At 70.9% G+C, this 24,281-nt stretch carries 11 protein-coding genes and 5 pseudogenes; 13 read left to right on the top strand and 3 right to left on the bottom strand.

Features of this window, described 5'->3' with window-relative positions; all coding sequences use genetic code 11:
* The 3 genes and pseudogenes from FKV25_RS13665 to FKV25_RS13655 all read right to left on the bottom strand — a co-directional run.
* A partial coding sequence (locus FKV25_RS13665) for a pseudouridine synthase (RefSeq protein ID WP_141519348.1) occupies positions 1–1,368 on the bottom strand: 1,368 nt, incomplete at its 3' end.
* Positions 1,369–1,370: 2 nt separating this feature from the next.
* Positions 1,371–2,306 (bottom strand): annotated as a pseudogene (gene scpB, locus FKV25_RS13660) (SMC-Scp complex subunit ScpB); the annotation flags it as partial.
* A gap of 88 nt (positions 2,307–2,394) precedes the next feature.
* Positions 2,395–3,249, bottom strand: a complete 855-nt coding sequence (locus tag FKV25_RS13655) for a segregation and condensation protein A (RefSeq protein ID WP_141519349.1) — start codon at positions 3,247–3,249, stop codon at positions 2,395–2,397.
* A gap of 509 nt (positions 3,250–3,758) precedes the next feature.
* Between FKV25_RS13655 and FKV25_RS13650 the strand changes: the two genes are divergently transcribed.
* The 13 genes and pseudogenes from FKV25_RS13650 to pbpC form a co-directional block, all read left to right on the top strand.
* The gene (locus tag FKV25_RS13650) at positions 3,759–4,058 is read left to right on the top strand and encodes a YciI family protein (protein ID WP_141519347.1); all 300 of its coding nucleotides are present in this window, start codon (positions 3,759–3,761) and stop codon (positions 4,056–4,058) included.
* A complete protein-coding gene (locus FKV25_RS13645) occupies positions 4,055–4,363 on the top strand; it encodes a BolA family protein (protein WP_141519346.1) in 309 nt (102 codons plus the stop codon). Before FKV25_RS13650 ends, FKV25_RS13645 begins: the two co-directional genes overlap by 4 nt.
* A 190-nt stretch (positions 4,364–4,553) precedes the next feature.
* Positions 4,554–8,057, top strand: coding sequence for a chromosome segregation protein SMC (smc, locus tag FKV25_RS13640; protein ID WP_141519345.1), 3,504 nt, complete (start codon positions 4,554–4,556; stop codon positions 8,055–8,057).
* A 69-nt stretch (positions 8,058–8,126) separates the two neighbouring features.
* Positions 8,127–8,283, top strand: a pseudogene (locus FKV25_RS16705) (cell division protein ZipA); the annotation flags it as partial.
* A gap of 83 nt (positions 8,284–8,366) precedes the next feature.
* Positions 8,367–8,861: pseudogene (gene zipA, locus FKV25_RS13635) on the top strand (cell division protein ZipA); the annotation flags it as partial.
* A gap of 70 nt (positions 8,862–8,931) precedes the next feature.
* A pseudogene (ligA, locus tag FKV25_RS13630) lies at positions 8,932–10,846 on the top strand (NAD-dependent DNA ligase LigA); the annotation flags it as partial.
* 155 nt (positions 10,847–11,001) lie between these two features.
* Positions 11,002–11,304 (top strand): annotated as a pseudogene (locus FKV25_RS16700) (BRCT domain-containing protein); the annotation flags it as partial.
* Positions 11,301–12,290 carry an EF-P lysine aminoacylase EpmA gene (gene epmA, locus FKV25_RS13625; protein WP_141519342.1) on the top strand — a complete coding sequence of 330 codons (990 nt, stop codon included), beginning with the start codon at positions 11,301–11,303 and terminating at the stop codon, positions 12,288–12,290. The pseudogene FKV25_RS16700 and the gene epmA, both read left to right, overlap by 4 nt.
* A 130-nt stretch (positions 12,291–12,420) precedes the next feature.
* The gene (locus tag FKV25_RS13620) at positions 12,421–13,206 is read left to right on the top strand and encodes a DUF3011 domain-containing protein (protein ID WP_141519341.1); all 786 of its coding nucleotides are present in this window, start codon (positions 12,421–12,423) and stop codon (positions 13,204–13,206) included.
* A gap of 35 nt (positions 13,207–13,241) precedes the next feature.
* Complete coding sequence (gene mtnA / locus FKV25_RS13615) at positions 13,242–14,300, top strand: S-methyl-5-thioribose-1-phosphate isomerase (RefSeq protein WP_141519340.1); 1,059 nt, start codon at positions 13,242–13,244, stop codon at positions 14,298–14,300.
* 235 nt (positions 14,301–14,535) lie between these two features.
* Positions 14,536–17,166 carry a DNA gyrase subunit A gene (gyrA, locus tag FKV25_RS13610; RefSeq protein ID WP_141519339.1) on the top strand — a complete coding sequence of 877 codons (2,631 nt, stop codon included), beginning with the start codon at positions 14,536–14,538 and terminating at the stop codon, positions 17,164–17,166.
* A 201-nt stretch (positions 17,167–17,367) separates the two neighbouring features.
* Entirely contained in the window at positions 17,368–22,278 is a 4,911-nt protein-coding gene (locus tag FKV25_RS13605) for an alpha-2-macroglobulin family protein (RefSeq protein WP_141519338.1), read from the top strand.
* A gap of 76 nt (positions 22,279–22,354) precedes the next feature.
* Positions 22,355–24,281, top strand: a 1,927-nt coding sequence (pbpC, locus tag FKV25_RS13600; RefSeq protein WP_141519337.1) for a penicillin-binding protein 1C, incomplete at its 3' end; no start/stop codon positions are given.

Below are 24,281 nucleotides of genomic sequence, written 5' to 3'. Positions count from 1 at the left end.
CTTGTCGCCATACGGCGAGCCGCCGCCACCGGCGTGGTCGGAGGGGAAATGCATGCCGGCGCCGGCCGGGTGGCCGTAGGGGTGCGCCGCACGCGGGCCCTTGTTGGCGCCCTGGGGCTTGCCGCCGGCGCCGCCCGGACGCGGCTTGTTGCCGAACTTCTTGGCGCCCGGGCCGCGCGTGCCGCCCGGATTGCGGTGACCGTTGGGGCCGGTGTCGACGCCATCGGGCACGTACCAGGTGCGGAACGCGGCCGGGCTGCCCTCGGGCAGGGACTGCCCCTTCTGCTTGCGCTGCTTGAAGGGCTTCTGCGACTGCTTGGCCGCGGTCTCGCCGCTCACGGTCAGGCCGCCGTGGCGCTTCGGGCCGCCGCGGCCACGACCGCGGTCTTCGCGGACGTTGTCGAAGCGGCGCAGCTCGCGGCCCTCGTCGGCGCGGCTCGGCCCGCCCACGTAGCCCTGCGAACGGTCGTTGCCGCTCAGGTTGATGGTCGACTTGGCCGCCTTGCGCTGGCCGATGACCGGCTGCAGGGTCAGCGCCGAAGGCGTGCCGTCCTCCAGGCCGAGCTCCTTGCGCAGGGCCTCGACCTTGTCGGCCGCCATTTCCTGCGACTGGCCGCGCAGCAGTTCGCGTGGGAGGCTGGCCTTGCCGTAGCGGATGCGCTTGAGGCGACTGACCTGGCAACCCTGCGATTCCCACAGGCGACGCACTTCGCGGTTGCGGCCTTCCTTGACGACGACGCGGAACCAGTCGTGCGAGTCGGTGCCGCCGATGCGCTCGACCTCGTCGAACTTCGCCGGGCCGTCGTCGAGGGCGACACCGCGCTTGAGGCGGTCGGGGATGTTGTCCGGCACGTGTTCCTGGCCCTCGGGCGCGCGCACGCGGCAGACGTACTCGCGCTCGACCTCGAAGGAGGGGTGCATCATCGCGTTGGCCAGCTCGCCGTCGGTGGTGAGCAGCAGCAGGCCGGTGGTGTTGATGTCCAGCCGGCCGACCGCGATCCAGCGCGCGCCCTTCAGCGCGGGCAGGGCCTCGAAGATGGTCGGGCGGCCCTCGGGATCCTCGCGGGTGGTGACCTCGCCCTCTGGCTTGTTGTACATCAGCACGCGGGACGGCTCGGTCAGCGCGCTGGCGACGAACTGGCGCCCGTCGAGCTCGATCTTGTCGCCGCCCTTGATCGACATGCCGACCTGGGCCACCTCGCCATTGACCTTGACCAGGCCATCGGCGATGCGTTGTTCCAGTGCGCGACGCGAACCCAGTCCGGCCTGGGCCAGGACCTTGTGCAGGCGTTCTTCGAGGCGGGGTGCGGCGGCGTTGTCTTCGCTGCTGCGCTTCAGGGTGAGCTTGCGGCTCTTTTCTTCACTCATTTCAATTGCTCCGGCGCGTCCTCTTCGGAGGCGGCCTCAGACTCGGGAACGGTCGTCGTCTCGACGGCGCTGGAAGCGGGCGCGGGATCGACGTCGTCGTCCCCGTCCGCTTCCGGGATTGCCGAAGGGGCGTCGTCGCTTTCGGGCGCCGACCCCTGTTCGTTCTCGTCCGCCGCGCGCTCGCCCGGCGCGGCTTCGGGGTGGTGCGGCACGGTCGACGTGTCGTCGCCCGCATCCGCGTCATGGGTATGTTCGCCGGCGCCGTCCCGCGCGTCCTCCGCGTCGCCGTCGGCATCGTTGGCGGCCTGCGCGTTGCCCGCGCCGAGGCCGCCCGCGTCGATCGCGGCGTCGGCGGACGGGGCGGGCTTGTCGCCGGCCTCGCCATCGAACTTGAACTGCGGCTCCAGCTCGCCGATCTCCTTGAGCTCCGACAGCGGCGGCAACTCGTCCAGGCGCTTGAGGCCGAAGTAGTCAAGGAAGGCCTTGGTGGTGCCGAACAGCGCCGGCTTGCCCGGGACGTCGCGATGGCCGACCACGCGGATCCATTCGCGCTCTTCCAGGGCCTTGATGATGTTGCTGTTGACCGCCACGCCGCGGACCTGTTCGATCTCGCCGCGGGTGATCGGCTGGCGATAGGCGATCAGCGCCAGGGTCTCGAGCGTGGCGCGGGTGTAGCGGGTCTGGCGTTCGGTCCAGAGCCGGGCGACCCAGGCATGGACGTCGCCCTTGACCTGGAAGCGGAAGCCCGACGCCAGTTCGACCAGTTCCACGCCGCGTTCGGCGCAGCCGGCCTGCAGGGTCTCGATCGCCTGTTCGACGCTGCCCGCCGGGGCCGGCTGGTCCTCGGGGAACAGCGCGTGCAACTGGGCGAGCGTCAGCGGCTGGTGCGCGGCCAGCAGCGCCGCTTCGACGATCCGGTTGATGAGCGATTGGTCCAGCGATTGATCCATGGAATGCGTCTGTCTGCGGTTCTCGTGGTGGACGGCGGTGGCCGTCGCGCGGTGGGGCCGGGGCGGGCGGGCCGCCTCAGCCTGTCGGGGCGTCGTCGCGATCGAACTCGTCGCTCAGTTCGATCTGGCTGGGATCGTCCAGGATCGCCAGTGATTTCACGTAGATCGGCGCCAGCGGCGCCTCCTGCACGATGTCGATCAACTGTTCCTTGGCCAGGGTCAGCAGGCCGAGGAAGGTCACGACCACGCCGAGCTTGCCTTCCTCGACGGTGAACAGCTGTTCGAAGCGGTAGAACTGGCCGTCGTTCAGGCGCTCGAGCAGTTCGCCCATGCGCTGGCGGACGTTCAGTGCGTCGCGCTTGATCGCGTGCTGGGTGTACAGCTCCGCGCGCTTGAACACGTCGTGCAACGCCAGCAGCATTTCCTTCAGGTCCACCGGCGGCGGCACGCGGACGGCGGCGCGGTCGGGGACGAAGGCCGCGGCCGGCGCGGTGTCGCGATCCTGCCGGGGCAGGGTGTCCAGGTCCTCGGCGGCCTTCTTGAAACGCTCGTACTCCTGCAGTCGCCGCACCAGTTCGGCGCGCGGGTCTTCCTCTTCGCCTTCCTCGCTTGGCGGCCGCGGCAGCAGCATCCGCGACTTGATCTCGGCCAGGATGGCGGCCATCACCAGGTACTCGGCGGCCAGCTCGAAACGCATCTCGTGCATGGCCTGGATGTAGTCGACGTACTGCCGGGTGATCTCCGCGACCGGGATGTCGAGGATCTCCAGGTTCTGCCGGCGGATCAGGTACAGCAGCAGGTCGAGCGGGCCCTCGAACGCGTCGAGGATGACTTCCAGCGCGTCCGGCGGGATGTACAGGTCCTGCGGGATCTGCAGCACCGGCTGACCATGCACCATCGCCAGCGGCATTTCCTGCTGCTGCGGAGGCATGGGGGGCGTGTTGTGTACGGCCTCGGCGGGCTGAGCTTCTGTCTGCTCGGTCACTTCGGACGCGGTCGGGCTGGTCATGCGTGGCTGGCCCCTCCGGGGGCCATGCGATCCGCGCGCCGGCCCGGCGGGGGCGCGGCACGACGACATGGATGTCGCGGACGCTCCGGAGAGGCGGCCGCCGGGTGCAACGGACTGCGAAAGTGTCGATGCGGAAACCACAAGGCCCCGTCATCCGCGCCGGCATCCGCGGTCGGTCCGCGGCGACGAGGTGAAGCAGGAAGTCATGGTCCCGGGCCGGGGAGGGGCAGCGACGCACCGGGGTGCGAGGCGTGGCGACGGCGTGGGGCCTGTCGCGACGGGCCGCTGCAACCGGCCACATACAATTGCAGCCAAGGGTACGGGCTTGGATGAACGGTGTCCAGCGCCCGGCGCGTCGCGCTCCATGGGCCGTACAATCCATTCAGCATTCCCGGCATGTCGCCGGGCATCGACGAGGAGGCGGCAGGCAGATGTGGTACGTGATCGAAGGCCATGACGGCGAAGGCGTGCTCGACCGGCGCGCGGCCGCCCGACCGGCGCACCTGGCCCGCCTGGTCGCACTGCGCGACGCCGGGCACCTGCTGCTGGCAGGCCCCTGTCCGGCGATCGACGCCGAGGACCCCGGCCCGGCCGGTTTCAGCGGCAGCCTGGTCGTCGCCCAGTTCGACTCGCTGGAGCAGGCGCGCGCCTGGGCCGACGCCGACCCCTATGTCGAGGCGGGCGTCTACGAGCGCGTGGACGTGCGCCCGTTCCGCAAGGTGCTGCCGTGAACGGCGGGCCGCTCCCGCGCGAGGCGCGGCTCGCGGCGATCCGCGCCGCCCTGGAGCGGGCCCTGTCGCCGCTTGAGCTGCAGGTGGTCGACGACAGCGCCCGCCACGCTGGCCATGCAGGCGCGCGCGACGGGCGCGGGCACTTCAACGTGGACGTGGTCAGCGCCGTTTTCGAGGGGATGGCGCCGCTGGCCCGGCACCGCGCGGTTTACGCGGCGCTGGGCAGCCTGATGGAGACCGACATCCACGCCCTGTCGATCAATGCCCGGGCCCCGGCCGAGCGCGGGCACGGCCGCGCCGACTGACCATGCCCGCGGGCACCGGCGGCGTCGCACCGGCCCTCGGCAGCCGGCTTCGCGGGCCGCTATACTCGCTGGAAGCGCGGCCGACGGGTCGCGTATCGTTTAAGTCAATCAATGACTTGCGCGACATAATTAATCCATATTGAAATCAAGTGCGCGGTGCCGACGCACCCGCCAGAGGCCTCTTCGCCGCATGCGTCTGTCCACGATCAAGCTTTCCGGCTTCAAATCCTTCGTCGACCCGACCACCCTGCACCTGCCCACCAACATGACCGGCGTGGTCGGGCCCAACGGCTGCGGCAAGTCCAACATCATCGATGCGGTGCGCTGGGTCATGGGCGAGAGTTCGGCGAGCCGCCTGCGCGGCGACTCGCTGACCGACGTGATCTTCGCCGGTTCCTCCGCGCGCAAGCCGGTGTCGCAGGCGATGGTCGAGCTGGTCTTCGACAACGCCGACCGCACCATCACCGGCGAGTACGGCGCCTACGACGAGATCTCGGTCAAGCGCACGGTCAGCCGCGACGGCACCAGCCAGTACTACCTCAATGGCGCCAAGTGCCGTCGGCGCGACATCACCGACCTGTTCCTGGGCACCGGCCTGGGGCCGCGGAGCTACTCGATCATCGAGCAGGGCATGATCAGCAACATCATCGAGGCCAAGCCCGAGGAGTTGCGCATCTACCTGGAAGAGGCCGCGGGCATCTCCAAGTACAAGGAACGCCGCCGCGAGACCGAGATCCGCATCCGCCACACCCGCGAGAACCTCGACCGCCTGAACGACCTGCGCGAGGAAGTCGGCAAGCAGCTCGAACACCTCAACCGGCAGGCGCGCCAGGCCGAGCAGTACCAGGCCCTGCAGGCCGAGCGCCGGACCAAGGACGCCGAATGGAAGGCGCTCGAGCACCGCGCCCTCGACCAGAAGCTGCAGGCCCAGCGCGAGAAGCTGGCCCAGCAGGAGACCCGCCTGCAGCAACTGATCGCCGAGCAGCGCGAGGCCGAGCGCGAGATCGAGACCGGGCGCGTCAACCGCGAGGAGGCCGCCGAAGCCCTGGGCAAGGCCCAGGCCGCGAGCTACGAGGTCAGCGGCGCGCTGGCGCGGATCGAACAGCAGATCCAGCACCAGAAGGAAATGTCGACCCGCCTGCAGCGCGCGCGAGACGAGGCCCAGGCCGCGCTCAGCGAGATCGCCCGCCACATCGGCAACGACGAATCGCAACTGGAAGTCCTGCAGGCCTCGGTCGCCGAGGCCGAGCCGCGCCTGGAGCAGTTGCGCGAAGAGGACGCGGCCCGCCAGGACGCACTGCGCGACGCCGAGGCCCGGCTGTCGGACTGGCAGCAGCGCTGGGAACACCACAGCCGCGCCCAGTCCGAGGCAGTGCGCGCGGCCGACGTCGAACGCACCCGCATCGAGCACCTCGACCGCCAGGCGATGGACGCCGAGCGGCGCCGCGAGGCCCTGGCCAGCGAGCGCAGCGGCCTGGACCTGGACGCGCTGTCGGAAGCCTTCGCCGGCATCGAGGAACAGCACGAAACGCAGAAGCTTTCGCTCGACACGCTCACCGAGACCCTCGAGGCCCGCAAGGCCGCGGTCGGCGAGCTGCAGGAACAGCAGCGCGGGACCCAGTCCGAGCTGGCCGAGGCACGCAAGCAGGCCCAGGCCGCGCGTGGCCGGCTGTCCTCGCTGGAGACCCTGCAGCATGCCGCGCTGGGCCAGGAGCAGGGCGCGGCCCTGGACTGGCTGAAGGCGCGGGGCCTGGACTCGGCGGCGCGCGTGGGCGAGTCGCTGCAGGTCGAGCCCGGTTGGGAAAACGCGGTCGAGGCCGCGCTCGGGCAACTGATCGAAGGCGTGCTGGTGGAGGCGCCGGAAAGCCTGGTCGACGCGATCGGCGAGCTGGGCGACGACCGCCTGGCGCTCGTCGATCCCGCCACCGGCGAGGTGGACTGCGCGCCGACCTCGCTCGCCGCGCGGGTGAAGGGACCGCGCGCGATCCTGCGCCTGCTGGTCCCGCTGCACGCCGCCGAGGACATGGCTGCGGCACGCGCGCTGCTGCCGGGCCTGGGCGAAGGCGAATCGATCATCACCCGCGAGGGCGAGCGCCTGGGCGCTGGCTGGCTGCGCGTGCTGCGCTCGGGCGCGGCGAAGCAGGGCGCCCTGCTGCGCGAGCGCGAGATCCAGTCGCTGCGCAGTGACATCGAGGCCCTGCTGGCCCGCGAACAGGAACTCGAGTCGCTGCAGGTGCAACTGCGCGATCGCGCGCTGGCGGCCGAGCAGCAGCGCGAGGACGCCCAGCGCACGCTCTACATGGCCCACCGCAGCGTGTCCGAGCTGGCCGGCCAGTTGCAAAGCCAGCAGGGCCGGCTGGATTCCGCGCGAGGCCGCATCGAGAAGATCGACGCCGAGCTCGCCCAGCTGGCCGAGACCGCCGGCGCCAGTCGCGAACAGTCGCGCGAGGCGCGGATGCGGCAGGAAGAAGCGGTCATGAAGATGAGCGAGCTGGAGGACGCCCGCCAGCAGCTCGACGCCGAACGCACCCGCCTGGGCGAAGCCCGCGACCAGGCCCGCACGCTGGCGCGCGAATCGCGCGACACCGCCCATGCGCTGGCGCTGACCCTGGAGTCGCAGCGCACCCAGATCGCCAGCCTGGCCCAGGCGCTCGACCGGATGGGCGGCCAGCGCGGCCAGCTCGACAGCCGGCTGGAGGAACTGACGAGCCAGTTGATGGAAGGCGATTCCCCGGTCGACACCCTGGAAGCCCAGCGCCAGGTCGCGCTCGAGCAACGGGTATCGGCCGAGCAGGCGTTGACCCAGGCGCGTACCCGCGTGGACGGCATCGACGCCGACCTGCGCCGCTTCGAGCAGGTGCGCCAGCAGCGCGACGAACAGGCCCTGCAGCAGCGCGAGGCGATCGGCCAGCGGCGCCTCGACCAGCAGGCCCTGGTGCTGAAGGCCGAACAACTCGTGGAGGCGATCGTCGAAGAGGGCTTCACCCTCGAAGACGTCGCCAACACCCTGCCGGACGAAGCCGACGCGCAGGCCTGGGGCGCGGCGGTGACCGCCATCGACGCACGCCTGCGGCGCCTTGAACCGGTCAACCTGGCCGCCATCGCCGAGCATGCCGAGGCCGCCCAGCGCAAGGAATACCTGGACGCCCAGGACGTCGACCTGACCAGCGCGCTGGACACCCTGGAAGAGGCGATCCGCAAGATCGACCGCGAGACCCGAGGCCGCTTCAAGGACACCTTCGACCGCGTCAACAGTGGCGTCCAGGAGTTGTACCCGCGCCTGTTCGGCGGCGGCCACGCGTACCTGGAGCTCACCGGCGAGGACCTGCTCGACACCGGCGTAGCGATCATGGCGCGCCCGCCGGGCAAGCGGGTGTCCAACATCTCGCTGCTGTCGGGTGGCGAGAAGGCGATGACCGCGGTCGCGCTGGTGTTCGCGATCTTCCGACTGAACCCGGCGCCGTTCTGCCTGCTCGACGAAGTCGACGCGCCGCTCGACGAGGCGAACGTCGGCCGCCTGGCGGCGATGGTCAGCGAGATGAGCGAGCAGGTACAGTTCCTGTTCGTGACCCACAACAAGGCCACCATGGAGGCGGCCATGCAGCTGTCGGGCGTCACCATGCGCGAGCCGGGCGTCAGCCGCCTGGTCTCGGTCGACTTGGCCGAGGCCGCGCGCCTGGTGGGCGCGGCGTGACCGCCGCGATGCCCGGACCGCTTCCCACCGTTATGATCGTGGCCAGCGCCCACGCAAGGAGCTCATTCGATGTCTGAAGTCTGGCTGTTGCGCATCGGCATCCTGGTCGCCGGCCTGCTGCTGGTCGCGGCGATCTACTTCTTCGGCCGGCCGAGCAAGCCCGGCCAGGGCACGCGCAAGCCGCGCGAGCCGCAAGGCGATGCGCGCCGCGAACCCACCTTCAGCGAACGCCTGGATGCCGGTGGCGCGGACGCCGGCGTCGCGGACGAGCCGATCTCCCAGACCGACATGTTCGGCGAGCCCGCGCGGCCCGCCGCGGCGGGTGCGGAGGCCGGTCGCCGCGTGAGCGAGGAGTTCGACAAGATCGTCACCCTCTACCTGGCCGCGCGCGCGGGCGAGAAGCTGCACGGCCCCGACATCGTGGTCGCCGCGGAGAAGGCCGGCCTGGTCTATGGCTACATGGGCGTGTTCCACCGCCTCGACGAGCACCATCCCGAGCGCGGGCCGGTGTTCAGCGTGGCCAACATCATGAAGCCCGGCAGCTTCGACATGGCCGACATCCAGTCGCTGCAGACGCCGGCGATCGCCTTCTTCCTGACCCTGCCGGCGCCGGTCCCCGCGCTCGACGCCTGGGAGGCCATGCTGCCGACCGCGCAGCGCATGGCCGAACTGCTCGACGGCGTCGTGCTCGACGAGCAGCGCAATGCCCTGGGTCGCCAGCGCGTGGCCCACATCCGCGACGAACTGCGCGCGTATGACCGCCAGCGCGAGGCGCCGCCACTGAGCAAGCCCGGCCGCTGGTAAGCGCAACGCCGGCCGCCCGGCCCCGTGGTCGCCCCGGGGCGCGGCCGGCCGCATCGACACGGAATCCGCCATGAGCCCCGATCCCGCCGCGCGTATCGCCGAGCTGTGCCGACAGCTCAACGACGCCAACTACCGCTACCACGTGCTCGACGACCCGGCGATCCCCGACGCCGAGTACGACCGCCTGCTGCGCGAGCTCGATGAACTGGAGGCCGCGCATCCCGGGCTCGCCAGTCCCGACTCGCCGACCCAGCGCGTCGGCGCGGCGCCTTCGGGCGCGTTCGACGAAGTCCGCCACGCGATCCCGATGCTGTCGCTGGGCAATGCCTTCAGCGAAGAGGAAGTGCGCGACTTCGTGCGCCGGATCGACGAACGCATCGGCCGCGAGTCGCCGCGCTTTTCGGTGGAGCCCAAGCTCGATGGCCTGGCGATCAGCCTGCGCTACGAAGGCGGCCGCTTCGTGCAGGGTGCGACCCGTGGCGACGGTGCCACCGGCGAGGACGTCACCGCCAACCTGCGCACGATCAAGGCGATCCCGCTGGCACTGCGCGGCGAAGGCTGGCCTGGGGTGCTCGAGGTCCGTGGCGAGGTCTACATGCCGCTGGACGCGTTCAAGGCCTACAACGCGCGTGCGCTCGCCGATGCCGGCAAGGGCGGTGGCGACAAGGTGCTGGCCAATCCGCGCAACGGCGCGGCCGGTTCGCTGCGCCAGCTCGACCCGCGCGTGACCGCACGCAGGCCGCTGGCGTTCTACGCCTACGGCACCGGCGCCGTCGAGGGCGGTACGCTGCCCGACACCCACTCGGCAACGCTGGCCCGGCTGCGCGACTGGGGATTCCCGGTCAGCGCGCAGAGCGAAGTGGTGGAGGGCGCCGAGGGGCTGCTCGATTATTACCAGCGGATGGGCGAGGCCCGCGACGGCCTGCCGTTCGACATCGACGGGGTGGTCTACAAGCTCGACGATTACGAAGGCCAGCGCGAGATGGGCTTCGTCTCGCGTGCGCCGCGCTGGGCGATCGCGCACAAGTTCCCGGCGCAGGAGCAGTCGACCCTGCTCGAGGGCATCGACATCCAGATCGGCCGGACCGGCGCGGCCACACCGGTCGCACGACTGCAGCCGGTCCAGGTCGCCGGCGTCGTGGTCACCAACGCCACCTTGCACAACGCCGACCAGATCGCCCGCCTGGACGTGCGGCTGGGCGACACGGTGATCGTCCGCCGCGCCGGCGATGTCATCCCCGAAGTGGTGCGCGTGGTGCCCGAGCAACGCGCGCCCGACGCCGCGCCCTGGACGATGCCCGACGCCTGCCCGGTCTGCGGATCGGAGCTGGTGCGCGACGAGGGCGGCGTGGCCTGGCGGTGTTCGGGCGGACTGGCCTGCGCCGCGCAGCGCAAGGAAGCGGTGCGCCATTTCGCCTCGCGGCGCGCGATGGACATCGAGGGCCTGGGCGAGCGTTACATCGAGGACCTCAGCGACCTGGGCTACCTCGACAGCGTCGCCGACCTGTACCGGCTGTCGCTCGAGGACCTGCTCGGGATGAAGCGGCGCGCAGACGAACGCGACGGCACCACCCCGGAAACGGTGAAGGGCGGCAAGGTCGCCAGCAAGTGGGCGGAGAACCTGATCGAGGCGATCGACCGCAGCCGCGACACGACACTCGAGCGTTTCCTGTTCGCGCTGGGCATCCAGCACGTGGGCGAGAGTACCGCGAAGGCGTTGGCGAACTGGTTCGGTGATCTCGCCCTGATCCGGCGCCTGCCCTGGCCGCTGTTCAAGCGCGTGCCCGACATCGGCGGCGAGGTGGCGCGCAGCATCGGCCACTTCTTCGACCAGCCCGGCAACCAGCAGGTCATCGACGCGTTGCTCGAGCGTGGCGTGCGGATCGGCGATACCCATGCGCCCAGTCCGCAATTGCGCGAGGGCCTGGCATGGTCGACGCTGCTCGCCGACCTGGAGATCCCGCGCCTCACGCCACTGCGGGCGGGCCAGGTCGCTGCGGCCTTCGGCGATGCGAAGGCCGTGCTCGAGGCGCCCGAACATGGCTTCGTCACCGCCGGCCTGCCGGCCGACACCGCGCGTGCCCTGGTGGACTGGCGTGCCGACGCGGCCCACGCACGCCTGCTCGCCGCCACGGGCGAGGCCGCCGACACCCTGCTCGCGCGCCTGCCGGCCGACGAAGCACGTCCGGCCGGGCCGCTCGACGGCCTGACCGTGGTGCTGACCGGCACGCTCTCGGCGATGACGCGCGACGACGCCAAGGCACGCCTGGAGGCGCTCGGCGCGAAGAGCGCGGGCAGCGTCTCGAAGAAGACGAGCTTCGTGGTCGCCGGCGAGGCCGCCGGTTCCAAGCTGGCCAAGGCCGAGTCGCTGGGCGTCGAGGTCTGGGACGAAGCGCGCCTGCTCGATTTCCTCGCCTCGCACGGGCAGGGCATCGACGCATGACGCCGGACTGGCGTCCCGCCGCGTCGTTCGAGACCCTGCGCCTGCGCGCGCGGCTGAATGCCTGCATCCGCGACTTCTTCGCCGATCGTGGGGTCACCGAGGTGGAGACTCCGGTCATGTCCATGGCCGGCAACACGGACCCCAACATCGCCTCGTTCTCACTGGACTTCAGCGGGCGCACGGACGGCGCGCCGCGCCGGCGCTGGTTGCGGACCTCGCCGGAGTTCCCCCTCAAGCGCCTGTTGGCGGCCGGTTTCGGCGACTGCTACGAACTCGGGCGCGTGTTCCGCGACGGTGAAGCGGGCGGACGCCACAACCCCGAGTTCACCATGCTCGAGTGGTACCGGCTGGGCTGGGACCACCGCCGCCTGGTCGGCGAGACCGCCAGCCTGGTCCAGGCTGCCCTGGCGCTGGTCGGACGCAGCGCCGAGCTGGTCGAGGTCGATTACCACGACCTGTACCGGCGCGAGCTGGGCATCGACCCGGCGCAAGCGTCGATCCCGCAGATGCGTTCGGCGCTGGGCGACGTGGAGATCGATCCCGGCGGCCTGACGCGCGACGACTGGCTCGACCTGCTGATGACGCATCGCCTGCAACCGGGCTTCCCGCGCGACCGCCTGCTGGCGGTCGTCGACTACCCGGCGAGCCAGAGCGCACTGGCGCGCATCCGCGCGTCCGGTGGCGCCAACCCGGGTGTGGCCGTCGCCGAGCGCTTCGAGCTGTACCTGGGGCCACTTGAGCTGGCCAACGGCTACCACGAGCTGGCGGACGCCCGTGAGCAGGGGGCCCGGTTCCTGAACGACGGCCGGGTGCGTGAAGCGCGCGGACAGGACGCGCCGCCCATCGACGATCGCCTGCTGGCCGGGCTCCGGGCGGGCCTGCCCGACTGCGCCGGCGTGGCCCTGGGGATCGACCGCCTGCTGATGGCCATGCTGGGCAGCGATCGCATCGCCGACGTGCTCGCCTTCGACTTTTCACGAGCCTGAACCCCTGCCGCCGCCGCCGACCTCGCGTGCACCGGGCATTCATCATGCACACGCGATAAGCTCGGACGGAGTGGATCGAATTCCGGCTGTGACCGCGCCTGCCCGGGGGCAGGTGTCGAGGAGGAAATGCATGACCAGGCTGTTCAGGGGTGTGGTGGCCGCGGCGATGCTCGCCTGCACGGGCTGCGTGCTCGATCCGGGGATCTTCGGCGGCGGCAGCTATCCCTATCCCGGCCAGGGCTACCCGGTCGGTGGCGATTACCCCTATCCCGGCGGCGGCGCTGCCTACGGCGCGCCGTTCCGCTGCGAATCCAACGACGACCGCACCCGCCGGTGCCCCGCCGACACCCGCGGCGGCGTGCGATTGACGCGCCAGTTGTCCAACACGCCCTGCATCCGCGGACGCACCTGGGATGCCGACCGCAACGGTGTGTGGGTGACCGGAGGCTGCCGCGCGGAATTCATCGCCGGGCAGGGCAGCGGGGGCGGCTATCCGGTTGGTGGCGGCAACGACCTGGTGCGCTGCGAATCCGACGACATGCGCACGCGTCGTTGCGCGGCCGATACCCGCGGCGGGGTGCGCCTGGTCCGCCAGCTCTCGTCGACGGCTTGCATCGAGGGCCGGACCTGGGGCCACGACGCCAACCAGGTATGGGTCACCGCCGGCTGCCGCGGCGAGTTCGCGACCGGCCGCGGCGGTGGCTACCGCCCCAATCCCGGGCCGGGACCGGCGCAGATCCTGCGTTGCGAGTCCAAGGACGGGCGCCAGCGCCGCTGCAACGCCACGATCCGCCGCCAGGCCACGCTGGTCCGGCAGCTTTCCAGCTCGCCCTGCATCCGCGGCAGCAGCTGGGGCTGGGATGCCAACGGCATCTGGGTCGGCAGCGGTTGCCGCGCGGAGTTCAGCATCCGCTGACGCGGCCGCCGCGGGCGGGCGGTTACACTGGCGGGATGAGCCAGGATATCGATTTCGACCGTTACGACCGCATCCGCCCCATTCGCTGGACGGGCGATGCCCTGGAGTTGCTCGACCAGCGCAAACTGCCGTTCGAGGTCGACTACGTCCGCTGCACCGACAGCGACGAGGTCGCCGCCGCGATCCATGCGCTGACCGTGCGCGGCGCGCCGGCGATCGGCATCTCGGCGGCCTGGGGCGTGGTCCTGGCGACGCGCGACGTGCAGGCCGACAGCGGCGCCCAGGCCCTGCCGCTGCTGGAGCCTGCGATGCAGCGCCTCAACGCGGCGCGGCCCACCGCGGTCAACCTCGCCTGGGCGCTGGCGCGCATGCGCCGCGTCCTCGCCACGGCCGGTGCCGACTGGCGCGAGGTGCTTGCTCGCGAGGCGCAGGCGATCTCGGACGAGGACCTGGCCGCGAACCGCCACATGGGCGCCCTGGGCGCCGCGCTCATCGCGCCGGGCAGCGGGGTGATGACCCATTGCAATACCGGCTCGCTCGCCACCGCCGGCTTCGGCACCGCGCTGGGCGTGATCCGCGCCGGCGTCGCGCAGGGGCGCATCGGCAAGGTCTACGCCGGCGAAACGCGGCCCTGGCTGCAGGGCGCGCGTTTGACCTCCTGGGAGCTGCAGCAGGACGGCATCGCGCCGACCCTCGTCGCCGATGCGGCCGCCGCGCACCTGATGAAGACCGGCGCGGTGCAGTGGGTGGTCGTCGGGGCCGACCGCATCTGCGCCAATGGCGACACCGCCAACAAGATCGGCACCTACCAGCTGGCGATCTCGGCCCGCCACCACGGCGCGAAGTTCATGGTCGTGGCGCCGTCCTCCACGGTCGACATGGACACGCCGTCCGGCGAGGCCATCGAGATCGAGGAACGCGATCCGGGCGAGATGTTCGCCATCGGCGGCGTGCGCACCGCTGCCCACGACATCGTGGCCTGGAACCCGGTGTTCGACGTCACCCCGCACGATCTGATCGATGCCATCGTCACCGAGAAGGGCGTCATCGAGCACCCTGACGCCGCCGCGATGCGGGCCGCATTCGGCGGCTGAAGCCGCGGCGGAGGCGGCATTCGCGGCGGTATCCCGGGCGGCTCGCGCAAGTGCTTGTTTTTGCGTTGGAATCCCGGCGTGCCCGGACGGGGGAAGGGGGGCGGTTCGTGCTATGATTTCACGTCTTTTTCATGCGCTCTCCAGCGCCCGTGCCACGCCTCGCCGCCGCCTTGCGACCGGGGCGGCGGGAACGGTCGGGGGAGGGGCCTGATCCACCGCCCACAACGGAAACCCGATGGCCGAACTCGCCAAGGAAATCATCCCGGTAAACCTCGAAGACGAGATGCGTCGCAGCTACCTGGATTACGCCATGAGCGTGATCGTGGGACGCGCGCTTCCCGACGCCCGGGACGGACTCAAGCCGGTGCACCGCCGCGTGCTTTACGCGATGAACGAGCTCGGCGCGCACAGCAACAAGCCCTACTACAAGTCGGCGCGCGTCGTCGGTGACGTCATCGGTAAGTACCATCCGCATGGCGACTCGGCGGTGTACGACACCCTCGTGCGCATGGCGCAGCCGTTCTCGCTGCGCTACATGCTGATCGACGGCCAGGGCAACTTCGGCTCGATCGACGGCGACAGCGCCGCGGCCATGCGTTACACCGAGGCGCGCATGTCGCGGCTCAGCCATGAACTGATGGCCGACATCGACAAGGAAACCGTCGATTTCCAGCCCAACTACGACGAGAAGGAACTCGAGCCCACGGTCATGCCGACCCGGGTGCCGAACCTGCTGATCAACGGCTCGGCCGGCATCGCGGTCGGCATGGCGACGAACATCCCGCCGCACAACCTGTCGGAAGTGGTCGACGCCACGATCGCGCTGATCGACCAGCCCGACATCGACGTCGACGCCCTGATGGAATACGTCCCGGGCCCCGACTTCCCGACCGCCGGCATCATCAACGGCACCTCGGGCATCATCAACGCCTACCGCACCGGCCGCGGCCGCGTGCGAATGCGCGCGCGCGCCGAGGTCGAGGTCAACGAGACCACCGGCCGCGAGGCCATCGTCGTCACCGAGATCCCCTACCAGGTCAACAAGGCCCGGCTGATCGAGAAGATCGCCGAGCTGGTCAAGGAGAAGCGCCTGGAGGGCATCTCCGAGCTGCGCGACGAGTCCGACAAGGACGGCATGCGCATCTTCATCGAGGTCAAGCGCGGCGACTCGGCCGAGGTCGTGCTGAACAACCTGTACCAGCAGACCCAGATGGAGTCGGTGTTCGGCATCAACATGGTGGCGATCGTCGATGGCCGCCCGCAGTTGCTGAACCTCAAGGACCTGATCGAGATCTTCGTCAGGCACCGCCGCGAGGTGGTGACCCGCCGCACCATCTTCGAGCTGCGCAAGGCACGCCAGCGCGCCCACATCCTGGAAGGCCTGACGGTCGCGCTCGCGAACATCGACGAGATGATCGAGCTGATCAAGACCTCGGCCAACCCGAACGAGGCGCGCGAGCGCATGCTCGCCCGCACCTGGGAAGCGGGCCTGGTCGGCACGCTGCTGGAGGCCGCCGGCGCCGAGGCCTCGCGCCCGGAGGACCTGCCGCAGGGCGTGGGCCTGGTCGACGGCCGCTACCAGCTCACCGAGAACCAGGCGCAGCAGATCCTGGAGATGCGCCTGCATCGCCTGACCGGCCTGGAGCAGGAAAAGCTCACCGAGGAATACAAGCTGCTGCTGGAGACCATCCGCGGCCTGATCGAGATCCTCGAGGATCCGGCGGTGCTGATGGAGGTGATCCGCACCGAGCTGCGCAACGTCAAGGAAGAGTTCGGCGACGCCCGCCGTTCCGAGATCCGCCAGAGCGAGGAGGACCTGGACATCCTCGACCTGATCGCGCCGGAGGACGTGGTCGTCACGCTGTCGCACTCCGGTTACGCCAAGCGCCAGCCGGTGACGGCCTACCGTGCGCAGAAGCGCGGTGGCCGCGGCCGCAACGCGGCCAGCACCAAGGACGAGGATTTCATCGACCAGCTGTGGCTGGTCAACACCCACGACACGCTGCTGACCTTCACCAGCACCGGGCGCGTGTTCTGGCTGCCGGTGCACCAGTTGCCCGATGCCGGCCCCAATGCCCGCGGCCGCCCGATCATCAACTGGATCCCGCTGGAGGAGGGCGAGCGCGTGCAGGCCGTGCTGCCGGTGCGCGAGTACGCCGGTGACCGCTTCGTCTTCTTCGCCACGCGCCATGGCACGGTCAAGAAGACCCCGCTGGCGGAGTACGCCTACCGCCTGCAGCGCGGCAAGATCGCGATCAACCTCGACGAAGGCGACGCCCTCGTCGGCGTGGAGATGACCGACGGCGAGCGCGACGTGATGCTGTTCGCCAGCAACGGCAAGGCCGTGCGCTTCGGCGAGTCCGAGGTCCGTTCGATGGGCCGCACCGCCACCGGCGTGCGCGGCATGCGCCTGGCCGAGGGCGAGGAAGTGGTCAGCCTGATTGTCGTCGAGGGTGATGGCGACATCCTCACCGCCAGCCAGCGCGGCTATGGCAAGCGCACGCCGCTGGACGAGTACCCCTGCAAGGGTCGCGGCATCCAGGGCGTGATCGCGCTCAAGACCACCGATCGCAACGGCAAGCTGGTCGGCGCGGTGCAGCTGAGCGAACAGCACGAGGTCCTGCTGATCTCCGACGGTGGCACCCTGGTGCGCACGCGCGCATCGGAGATCTCCCAGGTCAGCCGCAACACCCAGGGCGTGACCCTGATGCGCCTGGCCAAGGACGAGACCCTGCAGGCGATCGAACGCCTGGATGCGTCGCTCGACGCCGACGACGAGGCGGCCGACGCCGACCTTCCCGAAGGCCTGGCACCGGTCAATCCCGCGGCCGACACGGACGCGCCGACGCCTGATCCGCAGGCCTGACCGGAACCGGTGCCAGGAAGGCACCGGAATCGATGTCATGCGACGCCGCCCCCCGGGGCGGCGTCGTCGTTTTTCCGCCCCCGAAGGTCGCGCGTTGCACCGGGTCTATACTCGTTGCAGGACACGAGTACCGGGGAAGGGGGCGAACGCATGCACGCTATCGGCGACAGCACCGTGCACGGGTGGGATCGGCTTGGACGCATGGCCAGGAGGGGCGCGTTGCTGGGCCTGCTGGCCTGCGCACTCGTCGTCGTGGGTTGCGATCGCGACAAGGATGGCCAACTGCCCGAAACCACCGGGACGCCGGTGCGCGCCGAAAAGGCGGCGATCGAGGGCTTTGCGCTGGACTCGGCCTATCCCGACGAGGTTGATGGCGAACTGGGCATCGCGCTCGAGTTCACCCAGCCGCTGGTGGAGTCGCAGGATTTCGACGCGCTGCTCGCGGTCACCGACGACAAGGGCGCGGTGGTGAAGGGCAGCTGGGTGCTTGACGACAAGGCACGCATCCTGCGTTTCCCGCACGTGCAGGCCGACGAGGACTACAAGGTCGCGGTGAAGGCCGGCCTGGTGGCCGCACGGGGCGAGCGCCTCGATCGCGCGCTGGACCTGAGCGTGCACACCGGTCCGCTGGAGCCGGTGGTCGGGTTCGCCTCGCAGGGCAGCGTGCTGCCGGCGCGCGAGAGTCGCGGCCTCCCGGTGGTCTCGGTGAATGTCCCCGAAGTCGACGTGGAGTTCCTGCGCGTGCGCGAGAAATCGCTGCCGCGCTTCTTCGGCGAGTACCAGCGCGGCGGGCGTCGCAGCGGCTGGGAGCTCGACGCGGACTACGCCGACAACGTGCCGCTGGCGGACCTGGCCGACCCGGTCTACGTCAACCGCTTCGCGCTCGACGGCAAGCCCAATGAGCGCGTGTTGACCTACCTGCCGCTGCAGGACATCCGCGAACTGCAGGAGCCCGGCCTGTACTTCGCTGTCATGAAGCGCGTGGGGCGCTTCAGCGGACAGATGGAGACGGCCTTCTTCACCGTCAGCGACCTCGGCCTGCACGTGCGCGCCTACGGCGACAAACTCTTCGTGCACGCGGCTTCGCTGGCCAGCGGCGCGCCGATCAGCACCGCGGAACTGGGGATCCTCGACGCCAATGGCGAGCCCGTGCTGTCGGGCGAGACCGATCGCCACGGCAACGCGATGCTCGACTACCGCCTCGATGCCGGCCACGTGATCGTCGCCCGACGTGGCAGCGACGTGTCGATGCTGCCGTTCAACCAGCCCGCCCTGGACCTGTCGGAGTTCGCCGTCGCCGGTCGCGAGCAGGCCTGGTTCGACGTATTCGCCTGGTCCGGCCGCGACCTCTACCGCCCCGGCGAGACCGTGCGCGTGTCGGCGCTGCTGCGCGACCAGGACGGCCGCCCGCTTGGCGACAAGGCGCGCCAGCCGCTGTACGTGCGTTACGTGCAACCCGACGGCAAGGCGCTGATCGAGTCGCGCGTGACGCCCGATGCGCAGGGCTACGTGCGCCACGAGCAGGCCATCCCGGCCGATGCCGCCACCGGACGCTGGAAGATCGAGTTCCGAAGCGACCCCGACAGCAAGGAGGCGGTGCAGGGCATGACCCTGCGCATCGAGGAATTCCTGCCCGAGCGGATGAAGCTCGAACTCGACAGTGCCCAGCCGCGGCTGGAGAAGGGCAAGCCCCTGGCGCTCGAGGTCGCGGGTGCCTACCTGTATGGCGCGCCTGCGGCCGGCAACCGCTTCACCGCGAAGCTGGCCGTGGCCGTTGAGCAGCATCCCGTCGAGTCGCTCCCGGGCTACTTCTTCGGCGACCCCACGCTGTCCTTGCCACGCGAGGCCCGCGACGTCATCGACGCCACGCTCGACGAGGAAGGCCGGCTGCAGGAGTCGATCGCGCTGCCCGATGAAGTCAAGGGCGACACGCCGGTGGCCGCCATCGTGTCCGGCAGCCTGTTCGAGACCGGTGGCCGCAGCGTCAACCGCACGCTCAAGCGCGTGCTCTGGCCCGCCGACGCGCTGGTCGGCATCCGTCCGCTGTTCGACGACAAGGACGGCGCCGACGCCAATGCCCCGGCCGGCTTCGAGCTCAGGCGCGTGGATGCCGACGGCGCACCGCGCCCGGCGAAGGGCCTGCGCGTGACCCTCGTGCGCGAGCACCGCGATTACCACTGGAACTACGACGAGGACGGCGGTTGGGACCACGATTTCACCCGACGCTACGAGGACATCGATACCCGCACCGTCGATGTCGGCGATGCACCGCTGAAGCTGGATTTCCCGGTCGAGTGGGGTGACTACCGGCTGGACGTGGTCGACCCCGCCACCGGCCTGGCCACCCGTTATCCGTTCACCGCGGGCTGGAGCTGGAACGACGACAACCGCGGCCTCGACGCGCGCCCCGACAAGGTCAAGCTCGCGCTGGACAAGACCGCCTATCGCGCCGGCGACACCCTGGAGGTGACGCTGACGCCACCGCACGAGGGCAAGGGCCTGGTGATGGTGGAGAGCGACCGCATGCTGTTCGTGCAGGGCGTGGAGGCCAGGGCCGGCACCACCGTGTCGATCCCGGTCACCGAAGACTGGGAGCGGCACGACGTCTACGTCACCGCGCTGGTGTTCCGCGGCGGCAGCGCACCGAGCAGGATCACCCCCGCACGGGCCGTCGGCGTGGCCCACGTGCCCATGGATCGCCGCGACCGCACGGTGGCCGTCGGCCTGGCCGTGCCGGACATGATGCGGCCAGAGCAGGACCTCGCGGTGACCGTCAGCGCGCCGCAGCTGGCCGGCAAGGACGCCTACGCGACGATCTCCGCGGTCGACGTCGGCATCCTCAACATCACCCGCTTCCCGGTGCCCGACGCCGCCCGGCACTTCTTCGCCCAGCGCCGCCTCGGCGTCGATGCCTACGACGTCTACGGCCGCGTGATCGAGAGCTTCGACGGCGCGATGGCCCGGATCCGCTTCGGCGGCGACATGGCGCTGCAGCCGCTCGCGCAGGCCCGGAGGCCCACCGCGCGGGTGCAGACCGTCGACCTGTTCGCCGGCCCCGTGAAGCTCGACGCCCGCGGCATCGCCCGGGTCAAGCTGCCGGTCCCGGACTTCAACGGCACCCTGCGGGTGTCGGCCCTGGTCTTCGCTGGCGACCGCTACGGCAGTCGCGATGCCGAAGTCGTGGTGCGCGCGCCGGTGCTGGCCGAGGCCAGCCTGCCGCGCGTGCTCGCGCCGGGCGACCGCAGCAAGCTCACGCTCGACCTGCAGAACTTCACCGGCAAGCCCGGGGCGTTCAAGGTGCGCGTCGATGGCATCGGCCCGCTGTCGGTCGGCGAGCCCAACCGCAACGCCTCGCTCGCCGTCGACGGCAAGACGACCCTCGATTTCCCGCTCCAGGCGCGCGAGGGCTACACGACGGCGCAGGTGCGCGTGCGCGTGGAGGGCAACGGCTTCAAGGTCGACCGCAAGTACGACCTGCCCGTGCGCGCGGGCTGGCCTTCGGTGATGCGGGCGCGGACCCGGGTCCTGGACGAACTGGCCACCCTGCGGATGGACGCGGGCCTGGCCAGCGGCCTGATGCCCGATTCGGTGACCGCGCGCCTGTCGGTCAGCGCGATGCCCCCGATCCCGTTCGCATCTGCGCTCAAGGACGCCTTGCGCTATCCCTACGGCTGCGCCGAGCAGACCACCAGCAAGGGCTACGCCGCGCTGGAGCTGGACGAGGCGACGGCACGGATGCTCGGCGTCGCCGGCCTGGGCGATGCCGCGCGCCGGACGCGGATGGAAGGCGCGTTCGCGCGCCTGTCGTCCATGCAGGTCAGCTCGGGCCACTTCTCGATGTGGGGCAACGGCGACTACGTCAATCCGATCGTCACGCCCTATATCGTCGAGTTCCTGCTCGACGCGCGCGAGGCCGGCTTCGACGTGCCCGACACGATGCTGCAGAAGGCCTTGAAGGTGCTCAGCGAGGACCTGCTGTCGGGCAACCAGGGCTTCCATGGCTACGACGAGCGCGAGCACATGCGCTTTGCCTACCAGGCCTATGCCGGCTACGTGCTTGCCCGGGTCAACCGGGCGCCGCTGGGGACCCTGCGGGCGATGTTCGACGACCGGCGCGACCGCAGCCTGACCGGATTGCCGCTCGTGCACCTGGGCGTGGCGCTTTCGCTGCAGGGCGACAAGGCGCGCGGCACGCGTGCGATCGCCGCCGGCTTCGGCCGCGACCGCGCCAAGCGGCCGCGCTACCTCGGCGACTACGGCAGCCTCGTCCGCGACGACGCCCTGATGATCGCGTTGCTGCACGAACACGACCTCGCCCGGCCCGAGTTCGATGCCCGCTCGGTCGACCTGGCGCGCGAGCTCGATGCACGCCGCAATCGCGGCTGGCTGTGGCTGAGCACCCAGGAACAGGTCGCGCTGGCGCGGCTGGGCAAGGCCCTGCTGGCCGACCAGTCGCGCGAGCTCTCCGGCGAGTGGACCGTGGGCGACGCGCGCTCGAAGGCGGCGCTGGCGCGCTTCATCGGTCGCGACTTCGACCATGGCGACTTGGTCGCGGGCGTCGCGTTCGAGCCGGAAGGGTCGACGCCGCTGTTCGCGAACTTCGAGGTCGTGGGCGTGCCGCGCACGGCACCGGCCGCCGACGACTCGGTCCTCAAGGTCGTGAGGCGCTGGTACCGCACCGACGGCAAGCCCTGGCCCGGCGGCGCGCTCGAGGAGGGCGAGGTGCTGGTGGCCGCGGTGAGCATCACCAGCGACCGCGACATGCCCGACGCACTGCTGACCGACCTCTTGCCCGCCGGCCTGGAGATCGAGAACCTCAACCTCGGCGATGCCGCGCAGTGGGCCGACGTGGTCATCGATGGCATCAACCTCGACGAGCGTGAGGACGCCGCCCAGGTCCGCCACGAGGAGTTCCGCGACGACCGCTACGTCGCCGCGGTGAAGCTCGACCGCGGCAACGCCGCACGCCTGTTCTACCTGGTCCGCGCGGTGACGCCGGGGCACTACACGGTCCCGCCGCCGATGGTCGAAGACATGTACCGCCCCGAGTTGCGGGGGATCGGCCAGGCCTCGCCGGCCACGGTCGACGTGGTGCCGCCCGGCACGCCCTGACGGACGGCACGCCCGTCCCGCCCGCCGCGAATGGCGGGCGGGGCAGGGCGGCCACCAGGCCCAGGATCGCCGCGTCATGACCCGCACCGCTCGCCGCCGCCTGCTCAAGACGACGCTCGCGGGACTGCTCATGGCGACCGGCGCCATGCTGCTCGACCTCGCGTTCCCGCTGCCGCTGCCCGATGCACGCGACGCCGGCGCGGTGGTGCTGGCCGCGGATGGGACGCCGCTGCGGGCCTTCGCCGACCGTGGCGGCATCTGGCGCTATCCGGCCGATCCCGGGGAGGTCTCGCCCCGCTACCTCGAAGCCCTGCTCGCCTACGAGGACAGCTGGTTCTGGCGCCACCCGGGGGTGAACCCGCTGGCCCTGCTGCGCGCCGGCGGGCAATGGCTGCGGCATGGCCGCGTGGTGTCGGGCGGGTCCACCCTGACCATGCAGGTCGCGCGGATCATCGATCCGCCAGCCGGCGGCAGCCGGACCCCCTGGGCCAAGGCGCGGCAGGTATTGCGCGCGCTGCAGCTCGAGGCCCATCTGTCCAAGCGCGAGATCCTTGGCCTGTACCTCGATCGCGCGCCCTTTGGCGGCACCATCGAAGGCGTGGAGGCCGCGAGCTGGGCCTACCTGGGCAAGTCCGCGTCGAAGCTCTCCGATGCCGAGGCGGCCCTGCTGGTGGTGTTGCCGCAAGCGCCCAGCCGATGGCGTCCCGACCGCGAGCCCGAGGCGGCGCGCGCCGCGCGCGACAAGGTGCTCGACCGCATGGCGTCCACGGGCACCTGGACCGCGCGCGAGGTGGCCGATGCGCGCATCGAGCCGGTCGTCGCGCGCAGCCTGCACGTGCCGCGCCACGCCGCCCTGCTGGCGCGCCGCCTGCGCCAGGCGCATCCGCGCGAACGCCGGATCACCTCGACGATCGACATCGACCTCCAGCGCACCCTGGAGGCGCGGGTCGCAAGCTACTTTTCCGACCTCCCCCCGCGGACATCGGCGGCCCTGCTGGTGGTGGACAACGCAACCATGGAGGCGCGCGCGTACGTGGGTTCGGTCGAGTTCGCCGACGCCGAACGGCTGGGCCACGTCGACATGGTGCGCGCCTGGCGCTCGCCCGGCTCGACCCTCAAGCCCTTCCTGTATGGCCTGGCGATCGACGATGGACTGATCCACTCCGGCAGCCTGATGGTGGACGCGCCGCAGTCGTTCGGCGACTACCGGCCGGGCAACTTTGATGCCGCCTACCGGGGCCCGGTCAGCGCCGCCGAGGCCTTGCAGCTCTCGCTCAACGTGCCCGCCGTGGACCTGCTCGACCGCGTGGGGCCGGTGCGCTTCGCCGCGCGCCTGGCCCATGCCGGCATCGACCTGCACTGGCCGCGCGGGGCGGCGCCCAACCTGTCGATGATCCTGGGCGGGACCGGCGCCCGGCTGGAGGACCTCGTCGGCGCGCATGCGGCGCTCAACCGCGAGGGCCTGGCGGGGCGGGTGCGCTATCGCCCGGACGATCCTCGCGCCGACCGGCGCCTGCTCTCGCCCGGGGCGGCGTGGATCGTCCGCTGGATCCTCGAGGACAACCCCCGGCCAGGCTCGGCCGACAGCTTCGATGCCAGCGGGCGCGCCCGCGTGGCCTGGAAGACCGGGACCAGCTATGGCTTCCGCGATGCCTGGGCGCTGGGCGGCACTCGGCGGCACACGGTCGGCGTATGGGTCGGGCGGCCCGACGGCACGCCCTTGCCGGGCCAGTACGGCGCGGTCACCGCCTTGCCGTTGCTGTTCGAGGTGGTCAACGCCTTGCCCCGGCACCGCGGCGACGCGGCGGCCGCGCCGCCACCGCCGGACGTGGCGGCCATCGAGGCCTGCTGGCCGCTGGGCCTGCCCTTCGATCCGCAAGCGCCTTCGCTGTGCCGTCGCAGGCACGACGCGTGGACCCTGGCCGGGGTGGTGCCGCCCACCGCCGCCGAGCGCGGCGCCCGCCTGTGGAGCGCGGGCGTCGAGCGTTTCCAGGTCGACGCCG

The organism is Marilutibacter aestuarii (assembly GCF_006546775.1).
GTDB classification, from domain to species: domain Bacteria; phylum Pseudomonadota; class Gammaproteobacteria; order Xanthomonadales; family Xanthomonadaceae; genus Marilutibacter; species Marilutibacter aestuarii.
This window is presented reverse-complemented; position numbering and strand designations above follow the sequence as displayed.